Genomic DNA, 18,402 nt, shown 5'->3' with positions numbered 1-18,402 from the left:
GAAACGGTTGTGCGAAGGGGAGAAAGATGAGGAACCGGGTTTCAACTATTAGTAATCCCTATGAGGGATTGAAACTTTCCTTGACGTAATGATTGAAGAAGAACTAAATAGTTTCAACTATTAGTAATCCCTATGAGGGATTGAAACATTTTATCCCATCTTCAAAAGCAAATTGTTGAACTTAAGTTTCAACTATTAGTAATCCCTATGAGGGATTGAAACTAGACTTGCTTTATTGTTGTTTGATTCCCAATGATGTTTCAACTATTAGTAATCCCTATGAGGGATTGAAACTTCTTTAGATTTGTTTTTGTCATGAGTTTCTATCGTTTCAACTATTAGTAATCCCTATGAGGGATTGAAACCAGTCTGCTTTGTTTGGTATTCTTTGTTTATCTTGTTTCAACTATTAGTAATCCCTATGAGGGATTGAAACTGAACCTGGAAAGTGCAAAGGTACTCACGCCTGATGTTTCAACTATTAGTAATCCCTATGAGGGATTGAAACTTTTTAGTATGATATTATGGATTTGTAAAAACTAAAGTTTCAACTATTAGTAATCCCTATGAGGGATTGAAACTTATAGAGTGACAGGTAATGATTCAGAATATAAATATGTTTCAACTATTAGTAATCCCTATGAGGGATTGAAACCCCACGGACTACTGTTGCCACCACTAATCCAGTTGTTTCAACTATTAGTAATCCCTATGAAGAATTGAAACATTACAACGGAGTCCCTAGACCCAAACTAATTCTTAGGTTTCAACTATTGGTAATGCTTAGAGAGGGGATTCCTACAGTCAGATTTACCGCTCAAGAATGTATAAAAAAAACGGCTGAGGTAATAACTGAATTCCTAGGAATTTATTAAAAATTTATTTTATTAAAAATAGAAAATTACCATATTAAATATTAAGGATAGGCTCAAGTAAATCTATATAATACTGTTGTTTCTCATCTAATTGTTCTTCAGGAAACTCATGATAATAAACCCTGTAAAAGAGTGTTTCTTTGCATCTATCTAGTTGGGAATGAAGATGATGTTTATCTCCTATCCAGCTAGAACGTAGATTTTTGGCTTGACCAACATACCAGACAAAGTGTTGGCTATGTACAGCAACTTCAACGATATAGATTCCTGAGAATAACGGTAAACGATCTACATACATAAGTAATTTAGAAGACCAACTCGATATAGCAGAGAGAGGAAATAAATTACTTTGTGTGTCTAATGTTTTTTTCTTGTTTACTTGTGTTAATTCATATTCATTTTTAAATTGTTGTTTTTTTGAGCGACTACCTATTCCTCTTTTTCCAGATTTATAATCATCTTTAATTTTTTGAAGCTCATTTACTAAAGTGGACTTATCTAAATTTTCTTTAAAAACAACAGGAATAGGATTTTCTGTATAAGGTTGTAATCTTGAAAGAACTAAATTACTAGGATAATTTTTTTGCTTTTCTTTAATCTCTTCTTCTATGGGATAAATACCAGCTAAAGTTTTAAACCATTTATTTTTAAGTTGATTTAATGATTCTTGATTAAGACTAGGAATATCTTCTGATGCTAAAGCCGTATTATTAATATTTATTAGTAAGTCTTTAATACCATAGATTGCGGATATCTCAATAACAAAACCATTAACAAAAAGACGCGCACAATGTCCAACACCAATATTTGGATTCTTTATAGCTCCAGGGGGTTGTTGCCATTTATTAGAATAGTTTTTTCTACTTTTAAAAGGACTATCAATTAAACCAGCAAAAGTCTCAACTTCTTCATTGGCAAATTCACTTAGTTTAGTGGCATCAAGACCAAGATGGATGACATTAGAGGTTAAAGCTTTCTTTTGTACCCACCATTGTTCACTATAATATCTACACTGTTCAATTAAATTAGAATCTAATTCTCTCGGTGCTTCAACACCTAATACAACGATATAACCAGAAAACTTAATTAGGGTTTCTCGTAGTAAACTTTCTGCTGGTCTAACTTTTTGATGTTTAACTTTAGTCTGGTTTAAATGAGGATGATACTTAGCAATCTCTTTTTGTTCAACCTCATTAAGTTTTGAAGATTCGAGAGTTCGATAATAAATAGTAAATTTTACTTTTTTCTGTGATTTTAATTGAAATAGTCTATGGTGAGATTGGCTTTTCCAACGAGATTGAAGGTTTTTAGCCTGACCAATGTACCAAATGATATTATTTTGATCGATAACATAATAAACACCAGAAAGGGATGGTAATTCTTTTCGGTTTTCTAAAGCCACTTTTGGTAAAGTTAAAATGCTTGTTTCTACCTTCATAAACGATAAATAAATTAATACTGTTTAAGAGCTTATTTGGTTTAAAAAGCAAGAACAACGGGGTTATCTCGTATTTTTGAAAGTTTTTATCAGAAATAGCTATTCAGGGAATAACTTTCAGGATATCAGGATATCAAGGTATGGATATCCTGATGTTTGTGGTAGGATAGAAAAAAAGCTAACCTAATGAGGTACTGATATATGATGTCTTTGCTAGTAATGTCTGAAGATGTTCGTTCAAAACCAGGAATTTACGGGGAAGTCAAAAAGCAGAAGTGCTTTATGTTGACGGATTTTGCTTCGGATGAAATAGATCGACTAGCCAAGGAATACAAAATGACACGCTCTGATTTATTGGAACGTGCGATACGTGCTGGTGGTTTAGAGTCAGCTAAAGATTATCAATTAGAACAAGAAAAAGCTGAAAGTTAAGCCAATAAAAAAACCTGGCAACCTCAAAGCTAGAACGAAAATCGTTTCCTAACCTTAAGGCAAAACCAAGCCTAAAAATTAAATTTCTTATTTCTATTGTCACCCAAGATTTCCAAATAAAGCCAGTTTGAGGTTAGCCAGAAGGTTGTAACCACTTCTGGAGACATTCATGAAACTTATACGTAGTCTGCTTTGTGGCGGATCTAAATGTGATGGAAAATTTTTCTTAAGTTCCATCATCAACCCCCTTGTATCACAGTTAGGGGGGACGTATGATCTGGCTTAGATATAACCGTCAGACTCCCTGTCCGGTGTGTAATGGAGAACGCCGTGATTGCCGACAAAACACCAGCACAAACCTAGTTTACTGTCGAAGCAGTGAAGCCAACCCCTTAGATTACCTGTATCGGGGCCAAGACCCGTGGGGATTCAATCTGTGGGCTTACAAGCCCGATGCTGAGAAATGGGCTGATGAACGCCGCCAGGAATGGTTAAAAGAGCAAGGGAAGCAGGGAGCAGGGAGAAGGGAGCAGGGGAGCAGGGAGCGGAGGAGCAGGGAGCAGGGAGAGAGTTTAGAGAAGCTGTTATCTATCCCAGAGAGGGATCAGGTAATCAGGGAAATACTGGGCCAGCTAACCCTATCTCAAACCCACGGTCAAATATTGAGGGAACGGGGGATAAGCGATCGCCAAATAACTGAGGGGAACTACCGAAGTATTACCAAGTGGCAAAGATTAAGAAAACCTGTAGATATCAGATTATCAGGGGTAAACCACCGGGGGGACAAACTAAATAATCCCTGCGACGGTATCCTCATTCCGGTACCAGACGAAAATGGATTGTACACCGGCCTCAGAATCAACAATCTCACCCCACAGGCCAACGAATTAGGGAAATACCTATGGTTATCCTCAAAGAACTCTAGGGGGATACCCATCGACCTACCATCGGGAGAACTACCCATTGCCACTTATTTACCCCAGGAAGCCCCCGAAAAGGAAATAATAGGGTTCTGTGAGGGATTAGAATATAAACCCCTTCTAGCATCATCTAACGTGGGGATTCCGATTATTGGGGCCAGTGGGGGGAACTTTGGCAGTAGTACAAAGGCCATAGAAGCTGCGATCGCATCAATTAAGCAACGATATGGATGGGAAAAACCCAAGTTTGTGCTGTACGCCGATGCCGGGTCAATTATCAACCCAAACGTAGCGATCGCCTATGAAAAACTAGGCAAGATTGTACCTAACCTAAAAGTAGTGGATTGGGGACAATTAACCGATAAAGAAACTGGTTTAGACATTGATGAATTAGACGATCAAACCATTGAGAAAATCAAACTAGCTAAATCGTTCAGATTCAGCCTTCAAGGAGAAGGAAATGTTAAGTTAATTACGATTAAGCAGTTTCTTAAAAAAGCTAAAAGCTATCAGAAGAAAAAGCTAGATCCTAGAATCAAGAAAATCCAAAAAGACTTAAGAAGCTTGACTTATGCTCCAGACATACAGCTAACCCAAAAAGACTTAATTGATGGTAAATACTTACCCAGTGACTTACTAATAGAACTGATGCCCAAACAGGGGATAATTAACCTAAAAAGTGCCAAAGGAAGTGGTAAAAGTCACCTCAATGAGAACCTAATCAAACAATTGAGAACAGAAGGATACAAAATCATTTCCATTGTTCCTAGGATTGTTTTAGGAAGGGGACAGGCACAAGCATGGGGTATCGAATGGCAAATAGATACTGATGATCCCTTGTGTAAACAAGTCAACCGATTAACCATCTATGAAAACCAAGCCACATTAGGATTATGTTTTGATTCTATTTGGAAATTATACCATAGAAACTTAGAGAAAACAGCCATTTTCTTAGATGAAGCAGAACTAGGATTAACCCATTTATTAGCCTCATCAACCTGTAAAGAAAAACGGTCATTACTCTTAAAATCTTTTCAAAAGATTATCAATGAAGTTTTATCCTATAAAGGATTAGTTTTACTATCGGATGCCGACTTAACCGATGTGAGTATCGATTACATTAGGTCATTGGCTCCGACAAATACCTCAGTCTTTACTATAGTCAACCATGAAAAGCCTTTGAGTTATAAAGCTTATATTTTAAACCAAAAGAAATGGATTAAACAAGAAGCCCTTAACGCTATTGAAGCCGGTCAAAAAATCATCATAGCCACTGATTCTCAAGCAGAAGCTGAAAAAATGGAAAGGGAATTACATAAACGATTTCCTGATAAAATCATTAACAGAATAGACAGTAAAACAGTAGAAGATCAATGGGGGAAAGATTATGTTGAAAGGGTCAATGAATCCATCAAAAAAGAACGACCCGATATCCTAATTTATACCCCATCAATGAGTACGGGAACCAGCATCGATGGGAAAATTAATGGTAAAATAGACCATGAAGTAAAACACTGGTTTGATAAAGTATTTGGAATATTTGTCGGCGTCTTGACTCCCTCCCAATGTCGTCAAGCATTGATGAGATATAGAGCAAACGTACCCAGATATATTTATATTAGAACCGCAGGGATGATAAGAGGTAATCGAAGTTTTGACCCTGTTGAGATTAACAAGTCCCTTCACGAATACCATAAAGAAGGGTTAAGTTTATTAGATGTTCAACAATTAGTAAAACTTGACGATCCTGTAGAATATATTGAAAAATTATTAGAAATGGTAGACTGCGAAAAAAGGCAATGGTCTAACGTTCATATTACTGCTTATTGTAACTTCAAAGCCCGTGATAATTTTGGCTTAGCTAACCTCAGAGAAATCTTCACCCAGGAATTAATAGACGAAGGCCATGAAGTAATAAAAATTAACACTAATGGATGTGAAGTTTTATTACAAACTAAGGAGTTCATGGAAGGGGAAACGGAACAGGGTAAGGCCATTCATAGGGAAACAGCGAGTGCGATCGCCAATTCTGGGGATATAACCTTAGAGGCGGCCCAGTCCATAATGAGAAAAGCAACAGCCACGGCCACTGAACGGCATCAAGCAACCAAAGCATTTATCGGTGAAGAAATACCCGGAGTCGAGTTAACCCCAGAGTTCATAGAAAAGAACGTGGTCAGGGATAGAAGGCGATCGCTAAATGCCATTAAGTTGTACTGGAAGTTATTAAACCCCGACGCGGCCCAATATTACGATGAGAAAGAATACAGCCATAAGTTTAGGCAATTCGCTACTCATTCGATAGTGTACCTCCCGGACATTAGGGCTTACTACCCCCTAGTCAAAGAATTATTAGACCTGGGAATACTCGAAGTTTTAGCTAACCCAGATAAGGAATACACCCAGGATGATTCTTGGTTAGAAGAGTTTAAGCAAAAATGCTTACGGAGAAGAAATCGCTTGTACCAGTTATTCGACATCATCGTCACCAAAAAATCTAAGGCCATTCATTTGCTGAACCGGTTCCTAGATAAAATCGGTTTAGGATTCATCTGTGAACAAAAACGGGTCAATGGGGAACGAGTAAGAACCTATAAACTTGACCCCGAAAAACTGAACAATTCTGATCGGAACGCCATCTTAAACGCCTTCGATCTCAAATGGGGTCAAACAGTCACCAGATATGGCTTAGAAGGTGTCACAGAACTTCCCGAAAACTCGTATACAATTAACCAGCAAGAGACTTCTGTGACAGTAGAAAATAACGGGAGAACTGAGACTGATTACCGAACAGGTTTTAGCCTCGGAACAGAGAACGTGGTTCAGGTAGGAAACCCCCAAGACCAATTAGAAAATGAGGAGGGTCAAAGCCAGTCCCCACAGAGTCTAGGAGGTGTCACAGAACTTGCTCGAACTCGTAAGACTAATAACCAAGAGGAAACGAATGTGACAGAAGACTTAAAACCATTCTGGTGGCCTTATTCAAGTGATCGCTACTCACCTGACTTTGAGTTAACAGTCCATACTGCGTATTGGTGGTTATTAGCAGCCGAAAGTTTTGAGGGGCTAGAACTGGCCAAGGCCAAGATAACCCAGTTAAGTCATAAGTTAGGATGGGGTAGTCATCAACTTTTAAACTGGTTATTTGAGAGGATGCCCGATGATGCGATCGATTATGTAGAGGGATTAATGGCAATTTAAACATCGTAACCTTCTTTTCTTAACTCTTGTTGTAAGATGATTTTGAGTTGTTTGTGGTCAGAAGAGTCAAAGCTGTTCTTTTGGCAATAAGTGTTGATGTCGGGATTTTTCCAATCTCTTGTTTCGGTGTTAACTAATGAAATTAGTTTATCGACTAAATCTACAGGATCGTCAGATAGTTCTCCCATGACTCTGAGGAGAATCGAATAATCTCGTTCTTGACTTGACGGTAGTTCAAATTGGTTGGAGTTATTCATTATTTATTCTTAAATAGAAGAGATAACATCAGAAATAGAAGGAGCCATTTTACCTTTAGAATTATGATATTGTCCCAATTGATGGGTTTGATGATGTTGTTCAATTTCAGTTTGACGTTTTTCAATAACTCTAGCAATTAAACCTTGATTACATTTAGTTAACTGTTTAAGTGCCGAAATAGTAATCCGCCATTTATCCTTTGTTTTAGTAGCCTGATTATTGTTGTAATCGATAATGGCATCAATGGCACGATTAACTTTTTGCTTCCCTGGATTTAGGGTATGATTGGTGTTTTCTTGCGTGGTGGTTGTCTCTTCTCCCTTGAGAGTAACCACAAGATTCGAGATAGCATCAGTTAAATGATTCAATGATTGTTGTTGAGACGAGAACATTCTTTTAAGTTCATCAGACTCATCTTGAGTATGAGTATAAGTATGAGTATGGGGAGTAGAATCAAATGGAAGCTGGTCAAACCAATCTTGTAATTGAGTAGGAGAATCAAGATTAAGAGATTGTGCTAAAGACTTTGCGACATCAGCCCAATCAAGTTCGGTTGCCATTGATGGTTCGGATGTAACTGAGATTTCTTGAAGAGAACAAAGGTGAGTATAGTTAGCGTAAAGTTCTTTGATATCCTTCAAACCAAGGGATTGAGTAATGACCGGTTCAACTTTGGCATGGCAATGGTCATTAATTTGATTGGGACTAAGATATAACTCTGATTGAACATCAGGGTGGTGACGAAGACAAGCGATCGCGTCAATCACTTTAGGCCCCTCAACCAAAGTAGGAAGGGGAGAAGATTGAGTTAAACCAGTAGGAGAAAACAAAACCATCCCATCAGGAGATAACCGAAAAACCCCGGACTTAAGCAGTTCACCAGGAGTACGGCCCGTAACCCCCATTAACCCAGTCAATAACACTTCATCATCAGAACTATCAAGCATACTCACTAACGCTTTAACTAACTCTTCATCTGTGAGGGGTTCGGGTTCGGGTATGGGTTGAGAATTATTCGGTACAGCTTCATCATGGTTATCATCATCTCTTATTGGGGGTTGATAATAACTTTCAAAAGCCTCAACCACAGTGACATTGGGGAACGCTAACTTAATCCCTAACCGGCCATCGACATTCCCTTGACCATCAGCAATCTTATAATCAAAATAATTACGAGAGGCCGCTAAACTCCTTCTTAACTCAGGGTTATTCTCATCGAGGATTTTAAAATGACCTTGAATATAAGCTCTGAACTCTAACTCAGGGACATTAGGGGGACAATACCAATGAGTGGCGATGGTAGCATAAACAGCCCGGAATAAATGAGTATAAAGATTATCTTCTCCATCACGGGTGGGGACTAACTCACGGAAATGGCGATCGCTTGAGTTAATGACAGCATGGGCATATTTATTATTAATGGCCCGGTTATCTAACCCTTTGGTATCAACCCATTCCCTCAGTTTAGCTAAAGCGTCAATGACTACTGATGCCGAGGCCAAAGTCGGAATTTCAAACTGTAGGTTAACCGGTTCACTGCGACGTTTCAGAGATCCACTAAAAGTAACCGAATAATGAGATTTATATTCAAACTCCGCAGTCTGTAAAATTTCAGCACAACGGCGACCAGTCAAAACAGCCAAACCAGCGGCCAAGTCAGACCAATCATTGCTATCGAGTAAAGCGATGGCCTTCTCTACAATAGCATCAGGGTCAGATAAAAATTTAGTATTGCGATCGCTAACTCGTTGTTCAGAAGAACGGTTAATGGCCTCCCACTCTTGGGAGGTAAACCCCACATCAGCTAAAGCAGGATGGTTAGGATTAAGGGTTTTCAGGGCATTACGGATATCAGTGAGGCGGTTCTTTTGCTGTGAAGGTGTAACCAAACCGCGATCGGCCATCATCTCCTTCGCCATAGCATCCCATTGTCGGGCAAATTCGTGGTCTTCGGGGGTATCCTCTAATTCAGCTATTTTCGGTAAATGCTCTAATAACCAGTTTTTTAACCATTCCGTTCTCGCTTGTGCGATCGCTTCTGTTAAATCAATCTCTGATTCTCGCTGGCAAAAATGAACGATACTATCATAATTAGACATGAGTATAAGTATAAGTTAACCTCTGTTATTATTATACTCAATTAACGAGTATAAGTAAAGGTACGAGTATAAGAAAATTATTGTTGATCTTCTTCTTCATCTAAATAATTACAAAATGATTGAATTTCTTGGATAAGTTGATGATGATAAATCAAAAAATTATTAACAACAATTAGCACTTTTTGCCTATCTAACTGAAAGGAATAAGCACTTCTGATTACATGACGGAATCGCCGTAATTCATCTAAAATAGCTCTGCTTTCTTCCAGAAATGTTGAATGTTAGAAAAAAGCCTGGAGAAAATCCGTTTAAAATGCTAGAATAAGAAAAAACATAGAAAAGCAAAATAAATAATTTGATTTTACAAAGTTTTCCTAAAGTCATTAAAACTATCTTAAAACCTTTACCTAGAAATGATTATCCGGTTCTCAGTACATTTTCATTTGTCTCCTGCTGGTTGGAGTATGTAATGGATAAAAGTGTTGTGAGTATGCAGGATTTATTTAAAAGATTAAATACTCAAGGAATAGACCTAAAAATATCTAATTTTTCTAAGGCAAGCAAGAAAAGAGACACTCAAGTTTTTCTTGACATCATTAATCAATTAAAAAGAAAGCTTCGTCAACGAAAAGGAGAAAGAAAAGCTCGTTCTTATTTTCCTATTGATTCTACTATACTTAGTCTAACAAGTAAACTTTTATGCAGTCAAGGATATCATCAAGTTAAACTATTTTGTGGATTAGACAACTGGACATCAGAAACAGGAGGAATAGTTATTCATTTTGGGCAAGGACATGACTATAAATATGGACATCAAACAGTAAATGCAATTCCAGAAAATGGAGTAGGCATAATGGATAGAGGGTTCGCTTCTTGTGAAAGAATCAGGGAGTTGAAAGAACAACAAAACAAAGCATTTGTCTTGAGAATTAAAAATAATGTTACTTTAGAAAGGCTAGATGATGGTAATTCTAAAGTAGGAAAAGATGAAAGAGAAGTAGAAATTAGAGTAGTCGCATTTTGTGACTTAGAAGACAGGACTGAATTTAGATTAGCAACTAATTTACCCTTTGATGGAGAAGAAGGAGTAAGCAATGAGGAAATAGCAGAGATTTATGTACAAAGATGGCAGATAGAATTACTTTGGAAATTTTTAAAGATGCACTTAAAATTAGACAGACTAATGACGAAGAATGAGAATGGAATTAGAATCCAAATCTATAGTTGCTTAATTGCTTATTTAATTCTACAGTTAATAGAAATACCATTAGAATTTGGAAAAACGATATTAGATAAACTCCGTTATCTTCAAGCTTATATGTGTCAGGAAATTAGCTATGTACATTGGTTCAGAAAACTGATTTGGTTAAGGTGAAATTTAAGCACCATAGGGTTAGTCTAATTTGATATGTAAAGTTTTCTAAAGACATTCAACATTTCTGCCTTCTAGCATCATCTAATGTGGGGATTCCGATTATAGGGGCCAGTGGGGGAAACTTTGGCAGTAGTACAAAGGCCATAGAAGAGGCGATCGCGTCAATAAAACAACAATACCAATGGGATGAAGTTGAGTTCATTCTGTATGCCGATGCTGGTTCTATCATCAACCCCAATGTAGCGATCGCATACGAAAAACTAGGAAAGATTCTACCCAACCTAAAAGTAGCTGATTGGGGACAACTCAATGACAAAGAAACTGGATTAGACATTGACGAAATTAAAACAGTCATCAGTCACCAGTCACCAGTCACCAGTAATAAACAATTTTCAGTTACTAATAATCAATCAGAAGTTAGTAATCTTTGTATAACAGCTAAGGGAAAAAACGAAAGAACAACACTGGTGACTGGTGACTGTTCATTGGTGACTGTAAATCTGATTCCAATTGACGAGTTCAAGGAAAAATCAGACCAACTAGTTTACCATCAAAAAGCCTTTAAAGCCTGGAAAAGTTGTAAAGTATTTACCCCAACCCAAACAGTAGAGCAGGAGTATTTAGACCTAAGAGTACCAGAAAAAAACACTATCTTATGCGGTAAATCAGGGTTAGGAACAGGTAAAACCACTAATACAATTGAGTGGTTTAAAAACGGATTAGAGAACTATGGCGCGGTAAGTTTAGGATACAGAAACTCTCTACTTTATCAGTTTTGTGAGAAGACTGCCAAAGCCAAAAAAGAAACCCAAAAAAACATAGAATTTACTCATATCCATGAACAAGAAAGTAGTCTTTATATTAGGAATCCTCAAGGAAAAGTCACCGCTTGTATTAACTCCCATTACCGTTTTAATGCCAATGACTTTGATGAGAAAGTCTTACTACTAGACGAAATCATTTCAGTCTTAAAACATCTGTTATTTTCTCGAACTATTAATAATCGGGAACAAGCAATAGACTTAGTCAAAGAAGCCATTAAAAAAGCCGATAGAATTATTTGTTTTGATGGTAATCTATCAGATATGTATTGCGATTTTATCGCAGCCTGTGACCCGACCAAAAAGATAGAAAAAGTAGAAAATACCTATAAAGGTAATAAAGCTAACTTAGTTTTATTAGAAGGAACCATCAAGAAAACAAAACTAAGAAAACGGGATCATGCCCCTTGGTTATATGACTTAATAACTATCCCTGAGATGACAGGAGCGATCGCCTGTTGACAAGTGTTGGTTTGGGGATGGAACGTTTTGGCTATTCTCTCAAAAGCACTGCACCATCCTCGACTGCGATTATCTCGGAAATCGGTGAACATGGAGCAATTAATACAGGTATCACATTGCGTTAAGCCCTCGATAGGCGTGAAATCTTGGTTTTGTCGCATAATAGAAATAGATTTATGTTGAATAGGGAGAGCAGTTAAGCTGTTTCTCCTTATTTTTTTTGCTGATTTAATTCTAGTGTATATGTGTGTATATAGTCAAGTATGTAAGTATGTGTATAATAAAAAAAGGTAATAATAAATATGAGGATATGTGTATATGAGTGGAATAGCGATGTTAAAGGATTACCGTGTAGATGCAGGAGCGTGGGGAGAATCAAAGAGACGAGTCAATCTGATGTTGACTCCGACGGCAGTGGAAAAAGTGGACGCAATAGCAGAAAAAATGCGTCTAACTCGCTCTGAGGTGCTTGAGCGGTTGATTCGCACTGAATGTCTTAATGAAGATTTACTAAAGGAAATCTCTGGAGATAAAGCAGAGTAACAAGTTTCTGTCAAATTAGGCAAAACAGAAAAAGTCCCCAATTCTTTTTAACGCTTGTTTGCAATAAGGATTTACTATATAGTTGAGTTAGTCCTGAAAATGGCATTATCAATATCAAACGGATGTTTCTCAAGTGTAGAAACCCTTAAAAACCACGAAACGCCGACTCATTGGGGAATGGTTCCGACGTTTCTAACATAAGGGCTTCTCTCTGTGAAATCTCTGTTAACCAACTACATAAGGAGGTAACGATGAGATAAGAAAGAAAATATAAGATTTTAGTAACGGTAATTAACCGCAATAACCTCATGATATAGGAAATTTGCGGTACAGGCAACCCTTGTCTAAAAAATAATTACCATTGCTAGAAAAGAGGGGATTTAGCTAAAAATCCCGACTCTGGTTATATTAAGTTTCTTTTCTCAGTCTTAGCTCTCCTTATGCGTTCTTAAACCACATTAAGGAGAAAACCATGTACCCGAATTTAGACCCTGTGACCACCCAAGGGGACAAACCATCTCATCAGCATTCACAAATTACTATGCTTGTGTGTCGAAACATAGAGTTAGTTACATATTTAGTTAAGTCGAAATAGGAAAGACTGGGGATGTTCTGTCCTTAATGACTGCTACCTAACAAGTTGGCAACACAAACACTGGTGAAGAACACCCACCAGCTTCAAAACATATCTATTTTTATCTTAGTTGTCTGAACTTAGTTTTACCAATTGGTCATCATGACGAGGCATCTCCAGCACATTACAAAAACTGGAGTCCAAAATGAAAAAGATTAATGAAAAGCACCGCAACGAGTGGGTAAATGGTTCAGGAGTTGACCCGGAAATCGTCTATCTCAATGTGCGATCGCTTATTGGCCCCGCCACCTTTGACTTCCTACTCTATAGTGAAAACGTACCCAGACGGAACGATGGACGAATCAACAACAGAACCTTGAAAGCCAATCAGCACCTAGAAGACGGAGGATGGGGAGTCAACGCCGTTGACCCGGAAACAGGAGAAGACATTCTCTGGGGCCAACTTAAACCCAATAACCCAAAAGTCACTTCTGATGGCAAAGTAAGAAAATATGAAGTTCCCCCCTATGAACCGGTTGAGGCAATATGTCTCAAAGTCTCTCGACGTATTGGGTTAAAAGTAGCTAAAAAGTCAGGTCTTCTCAAGAAATATCGAGAACAGATACGTGAGCAATGGATAATGACCGAAGGAATCACTTACAAGGAATTTCTACGGCAAAAAGACCAGTTATTCTGGAAATGGGTGAAGAAGAATCCAGATGTGGCGATCGCAGTTGTCGAAGGCACGAAAAAAGCCGGGGCATTGTTATCCCAAGGAATAGCGGCCATTAGTATCCCTGGAATATGGAACGGTTCACCCAAAGATGAGGACGGAAACCCCACGTTATTGCCACAGCTTCAATACTTAGCACAACCGGGCCGCGAGGTTGTCATCGTATTTGACCAAGATGAGAAATTAAAAACCCAGGCTAGTGTCATAGCAGCCAGGGAAAGATTAGCCAGTTGCTTCCGTGACCAATGTTGTAAAGTTTTATTTCTTTGTTGGGACACCCCAGAGAAAGGAATCGATGATGCGATCGTTGTTAATGAGGCCCAATGGTTCCATTCGATATGGGAAAACCGGAGTAATGAACCGGCCCCCATCAAAATAACCAAGTTAGAGCATGAGTTACCAAAATGGAATGAAGAGGGATTGACCCTTTATTTTGAGGAATTATACAAAGATAGATTGATTTTTGAAGATGCCACGGGAGAATGGCATTTATACAGTGCCGAAAAAGAAGGAATATGGGGGAAAATCAGCAAGATTCAACTAGAAAGGAGGATAATCCTAGAACTAAGAGAATTAAAGCAGAAATTTGACAAAATTAATAGTCAAATAGCAGTAGCCATAAACAGTGTCAAAGAAAGTAATCGAAGCAGGGAAGAGAAGAAAGACATTATTGACCAATTAAAAGCCCAAAAGCCAACTTATAGGGACATTACCATTAACTTTGTTGAAAAACTAGGCAAAAAGCTATCGAGAATCTTGTTAGTCAAAGAAATGGCTTGCAATGCCCATAAAGGATTAATTCCTTTCAAGAATGGGGTACTCGATATTGAGACGAGGGATTTATGGCCCCATAGTCCAACCAATTACTTTACTTGGTCCTTACCATACGACTATAACCCCTTAGCCACAGGAGAACCCATAAAACAGTGGTTACTGGAAATGATGCAGGGGGATGAGTCCCTAGTAGAATTAGTGAGGGCTTATCTTCATGGGGTGGTAACAGGCCGTGCCGATTGGCAGAAATTTTTAGAGTTAATTGGCCCCGGAGGAACTGGCAAATCAACCCTAATCAGATTAGCGATCGCCTTAGTAGGATTTTCTAACTGTCACGTAACCACCTTAAAACGGTTAGAAACCTCAAAGTTTGAGACAGCCAACATCAAGGATAAAAGACTCGTCCTAGTCACCGATGCCGAAAGATATACAGGGGATGTCACCACCCTCAAAGCCTTAACAGGAGAGGACAGCTTACCTTACGAAAAGAAAATGCAGCAAGCGACGGGGGGATTTAAACCCGACTGTTTGGTGATTATCGCCGGTAACGAGCATATCAAAACCTCTGACTATACCAGTGGATTACAACGCCGGCGCATTACCGTAGGTATGAGACGAAAAATTAGTGAAGAGAATCAACGGAACCTGATTAAGCATGATAACCGAGGGAATATATCAGGGGAATTTGTGCCATATATTCCTGGGTTTCTCAATTGGGTATTGGAGATGGAGAGTGAAAGTGCCTCTGAGTGCATCAAAAATGCCCATTCTAGGTGCGTTAAGCTCACCTTAGAACGCATAGAGTCGATGGTAGAAAACAACCCTATTGCAGCGTGGTTAAATGAGAATATCATCTACGACCCCCAAAGTTATACCCATGTAGGAAAGGCCATTAAATCCACAGAAAGCGATGAGGTGTATAGAGGAGCATCAAAATGGCTATACCCAAACTATTGTGCATTCTGTAAAGGAATCAAAGTTAATCCCATTAGTCTTAACCGGTTTTCAACCCTGTTACTAGATTTATGTAACCACCAACTCAACTTAAACGATGTAGTGAAAGACCGGAACCGGAATGGGGTGTTTATCCAAGGGTTAAAAATCCGTGACCATTTGGATGACGAAGCCCCATTCATCGAAGGACTATGGGTGAAACGATCTACCCTGAGTGAAGCGCAAAAATCCGCCGTCGTGACTCAAGATGTGATGGCTAATAAGCCCTATGTAATCCTTGAAACCCATACAGGAGAAGATTGTGATGGCTGTGTAGGCTCTTCAGTCGCTCAGCCGAAAAATAATTTTTCTAATGATCAATCTTTAAATTTAGAAAGAGAAAGTATCAAGGTTGTAGTGACTGAGAATGTAGTTTTAGACGAAACCCCAAAAAGGTCGTCACAGCCATCACAGTCAACTCCCATAAAGGTTACAGAGACAGAACAGTGCTATAACAATTCATCACAGCATTCGGTTATTACTCAAAATGAGTTAATGAAACGCATTGATCATGAAATGGCCCAGTTAGGATGGTCAACCAATATCAGGAAAGAATACCTACTAAGCCAATACGGGGTCAGTTCTCGCAAACGTCTAACTGATGCTCAATTGTTGGAGTTTTATGAAAATCTCAAAGAAGCTTCATTGCTCCATCGTCTCTCAACCCCCAATTATGAAGTGGGCCAGATGTTGCAAGGTTTAATTCCCCATCCTGTGACCGGAACGATCAAAGTACAAGGAAAAGTTGTTGAGATTGATGGCGATCGCTACTTAAAAGATGAAAATGGGGTAAGTTATCCCTTGTCAGTGATGGAGGGGATAAGGGTGTTAAATTAATTGGAGATTCAAGTAAACTTTTTGAGAAGCGTAATCCCTCCCAAACAACACAATCCTAACAATCCTCCAAGGGGCGAGGGTTCAGGAACTTTCGTTACATTAATAATACTTTCAACGTCGTAAGTTACCTGTGTCCAATTTCCATCACCATTGGGATCATTTCCTGGCGTAGTAATTTCTAAGCTATTGATCACTAAATCAATACTGTTAATTTCCCAACCTTGAAAATCAGTGTTTCCCAAGGAATCTGAGGTTGTACTTTCAATTTTATCTCCGTTGGCAAACGTGAGATTTAAAAAGACATCATCAATTATTCCATTGGTTAATTTTTCAACAATTAAGTTAAAGTCAGGGTCTTCAGTCGCAGTAACGGTAAAGGTTTTACCAACATCTTGTTCATCAAAGACTAAATTTTCATAAAGTAATGAAGTTTCATTCGTTCCTATGCCATATTCAAAGCCAATTTCATTGGTTATGATTTCGCCTCCACCGGCGGTTCTTACTCCCCAAAAAACGGTTCCTCCATTACGGATACTGTAATCACTCCCACCGTTGGCTAAGGAACTGGAATTATGGGTTAAGGCACCAAAGCTAATAACAAAGCAAATTGATTGAAGAAAAAACTTGGTGACAAATCTATATTTATTAGACATTGTTCTTTTTGATTTTTCCAAAAAGTCTATTTTTAAATATATAGTAATCAGAAATTGGGTTAGGTTGCCAAAAACTTTAAAATTCTTTGTTGACGAATGAATTTGAGTTTTCCATAACACTTTATATTTTAGAGAAATTAGTTTGATTTAGTTTGATTTAGGGCAATGTTATCAGTAAAATCTAACGTTGTTAATTATTGTTGTCCTAAGCCACACCAAGCAGCATAACTGATAGCAATAGCATCGACTTCTTGGTTAAATAAGATACTCTGCAAATCGAACAACTCCTCAACAATAGCAGTAAGGTCTTCTCGTTCGGCTCTATGATGATCAAGGTTACTTTTCCAAGTAGCAGGATAGATCATCGTAGGTAAGCAACCATGACGATAAGCTACCAAATTAACCACACCCAAGACTTGCAGTAATTTAGTTGTCGAAGGATATTCGGGCCGAATAAAAGGCTGTTCAATGGCGATATGGTTAGGTTGATATTCAACGAGAATCTCTCGCAAATCAGCTTCAATTTCCCCCAAACGATAAGGTAAGGGATCATGAGAATCAGTTTCAATCAAACCAAAATCAATCATATTTGGTTCTTCTGTTGGTTCTCCTTCAATCACAGCCCATCCTAATTTAGAGATGCTAGGTTTGATCCCAAGCCATCGAGGACTACCCGTAGTAGAAATAGTATTTTGATCTAAACGATGGGCATAATGGGTAATTTCTTCAACAAGACATTCAGGGACTCGAACCGCTTTAGTGGGAAGATTATTCCACTTGGGTTTTTGCCGAATTAAGTGTCTTAACTTAGAATTTTGAATCGCCATACTACGAGTGTACGCTCGTACAGAGGGAAACTTAACTAACTTAATAAATTTCTTATTTTATCATTTCATGACTAAATGAATTACGAATTAAAGGATATAGAAAAAACTCATAATCTGGGTCTTTTTTGGGATAAAATTAATAAGCAAATATTTCTCAAAATACTAGAAAACAGAGCAAAAAATACTCTATCTAGCTAATATCAAATCTAGGTAAGATTAAGAAAATATTAACAGTTATCTGAGAAAATTATTAACAGTTCCAACAATTTAGTTAATTCGTTAAGAAATGTTGCAATTGCTGTTGAGGGGTTGCTAGGGTTGTGAATGAACCAAGATTGATAAGTGTTTATACTTATCGGAGGCTCCATTATGACTACTGATTTTTTACCCGTTATTTTAGTTTTAGTTGTTGGCTGGTTATTAGCTGCTACCCTAGGAACTTGGGCTTATTTTGCTAACGATAAAAACACAGAATCGAATTAAATAGTCTCTAAAGTTTCTAGTATTTAGTATAGATAGCCATTAGGTTTTAAAGTAAGTCATTTTCAGCTAATTTAGACGGTTTTAAAACTTAATGGCAATATAAT

At 38.0% G+C, this 18,402-nt stretch carries 13 protein-coding genes and 1 CRISPR repeat array; of the genes, 7 read left to right on the top strand and 6 right to left on the bottom strand.

Translation table 11 applies throughout. The annotated features are described in order from the left end of the window. Nucleotides 1–38 precede the first annotated feature (38 nt). Nucleotides 39–800: a CRISPR direct-repeat array (repeat unit 37 nt; unit sequence GTTTCAACTATTAGTAATCCCTATGAGGGATTGAAAC). A gap of 109 nt (nucleotides 801–909) precedes the next feature. Beyond that, a complete protein-coding gene (locus C4E06_RS27685; RefSeq protein WP_198648406.1) occupies nucleotides 910–2,313 on the bottom strand; it encodes a GIY-YIG nuclease family protein in 1,404 nt (467 codons plus the stop codon). 201 nt (nucleotides 2,314–2,514) lie between these two features. Between C4E06_RS27685 and C4E06_RS07750 the strand changes: the two genes are divergently transcribed. Next, nucleotides 2,515–2,745 carry a hypothetical protein gene (locus C4E06_RS07750; protein ID WP_107667549.1) on the top strand — a complete coding sequence of 77 codons (231 nt, stop codon included), beginning with the start codon at nucleotides 2,515–2,517 and terminating at the stop codon, nucleotides 2,743–2,745. A gap of 272 nt (nucleotides 2,746–3,017) precedes the next feature. Continuing rightward, a complete protein-coding gene (locus C4E06_RS07740; RefSeq protein ID WP_157951123.1) occupies nucleotides 3,018–6,866 on the top strand; it encodes a plasmid replication protein, CyRepA1 family in 3,849 nt (1,282 codons plus the stop codon). Here the strand turns inward: C4E06_RS07740 and C4E06_RS07735 are convergent. From C4E06_RS07735 to C4E06_RS29500, 3 genes are all read right to left on the bottom strand, one after another. Beyond that, nucleotides 6,863–7,123, bottom strand: a complete 261-nt coding sequence (locus tag C4E06_RS07735) for a hypothetical protein (RefSeq protein ID WP_107667546.1) — start codon at nucleotides 7,121–7,123, stop codon at nucleotides 6,863–6,865. The two genes, C4E06_RS07740 and C4E06_RS07735, sit on opposite strands and share 4 nt — an antisense overlap. Before the next feature lie 9 nt (nucleotides 7,124–7,132). Then, nucleotides 7,133–9,223: a protelomerase family protein gene (locus C4E06_RS07730; RefSeq protein ID WP_107667545.1), complete on the bottom strand. Its 2,091-nt coding sequence runs from the start codon at nucleotides 9,221–9,223 to the stop codon at nucleotides 7,133–7,135. Nucleotides 9,224–9,300: 77 nt separating this feature from the next. Continuing rightward, nucleotides 9,301–9,492 carry a hypothetical protein gene (locus C4E06_RS29500; RefSeq protein WP_339377151.1) on the bottom strand — a complete coding sequence of 64 codons (192 nt, stop codon included), beginning with the start codon at nucleotides 9,490–9,492 and terminating at the stop codon, nucleotides 9,301–9,303. An 89-nt stretch (nucleotides 9,493–9,581) separates the two neighbouring features. On the opposite strand from C4E06_RS29500, the gene C4E06_RS07725 reads away from it, so the two are divergent. The 4 genes from C4E06_RS07725 to C4E06_RS07710 all read left to right on the top strand — a co-directional run bounded on the left by C4E06_RS07725 (nucleotide 9,582) and on the right by C4E06_RS07710 (nucleotide 16,335). Next, nucleotides 9,582–10,598, top strand: coding sequence for an IS4 family transposase (locus C4E06_RS07725; RefSeq protein ID WP_107667551.1), 1,017 nt, complete (start codon nucleotides 9,582–9,584; stop codon nucleotides 10,596–10,598). Between the two features lie 86 nt (nucleotides 10,599–10,684). Beyond that, on the top strand, nucleotides 10,685–11,881 hold the full coding sequence (locus C4E06_RS07720) for a hypothetical protein (RefSeq protein WP_198648405.1): 1,197 nt from the start codon (nucleotides 10,685–10,687) through the stop codon (nucleotides 11,879–11,881). Nucleotides 11,882–12,199: 318 nt separating this feature from the next. Then, complete coding sequence (locus C4E06_RS07715) at nucleotides 12,200–12,424, top strand: ribbon-helix-helix protein, CopG family (RefSeq protein ID WP_107667544.1); 225 nt, start codon at nucleotides 12,200–12,202, stop codon at nucleotides 12,422–12,424. Between the two features lie 779 nt (nucleotides 12,425–13,203). After that, nucleotides 13,204–16,335, top strand: a complete 3,132-nt coding sequence (locus C4E06_RS07710) for a phage/plasmid primase, P4 family (RefSeq protein WP_107667543.1) — start codon at nucleotides 13,204–13,206, stop codon at nucleotides 16,333–16,335. A gap of 8 nt (nucleotides 16,336–16,343) precedes the next feature. On the opposite strand, the gene C4E06_RS07705 is transcribed toward C4E06_RS07710, so the two are convergent. Together C4E06_RS07705 and C4E06_RS07700 are read right to left on the bottom strand one after the other, a co-directional pair. After that, nucleotides 16,344–16,988, bottom strand: a complete 645-nt coding sequence (locus C4E06_RS07705) for a PEP-CTERM sorting domain-containing protein (RefSeq protein ID WP_107667542.1) — start codon at nucleotides 16,986–16,988, stop codon at nucleotides 16,344–16,346. A 194-nt stretch (nucleotides 16,989–17,182) separates the two neighbouring features. Further along, nucleotides 17,183–17,815 (bottom strand): crossover junction endodeoxyribonuclease RuvC, encoded by a 633-nt coding sequence (locus C4E06_RS07700; protein WP_107667541.1) that lies wholly within the window; start codon nucleotides 17,813–17,815, stop codon nucleotides 17,183–17,185. A gap of 369 nt (nucleotides 17,816–18,184) precedes the next feature. Between C4E06_RS07700 and C4E06_RS29495 the strand changes: the two genes are divergently transcribed. Beyond that, the gene (locus C4E06_RS29495; protein WP_107667540.1) at nucleotides 18,185–18,298 is read left to right on the top strand and encodes an endonuclease; all 114 of its coding nucleotides are present in this window, start codon (nucleotides 18,185–18,187) and stop codon (nucleotides 18,296–18,298) included. The last annotated feature ends 104 nt before the right edge of the window (nucleotides 18,299–18,402 follow it).

Source organism: Cyanothece sp. BG0011 (assembly GCF_003013815.1).
Classification (GTDB): domain Bacteria; phylum Cyanobacteriota; class Cyanobacteriia; order Cyanobacteriales; family Microcystaceae; genus Crocosphaera.
The sequence above is the reverse complement of the archived record's forward strand: the minus strand, read 5'-3'. Positions and strand labels throughout refer to the sequence as shown.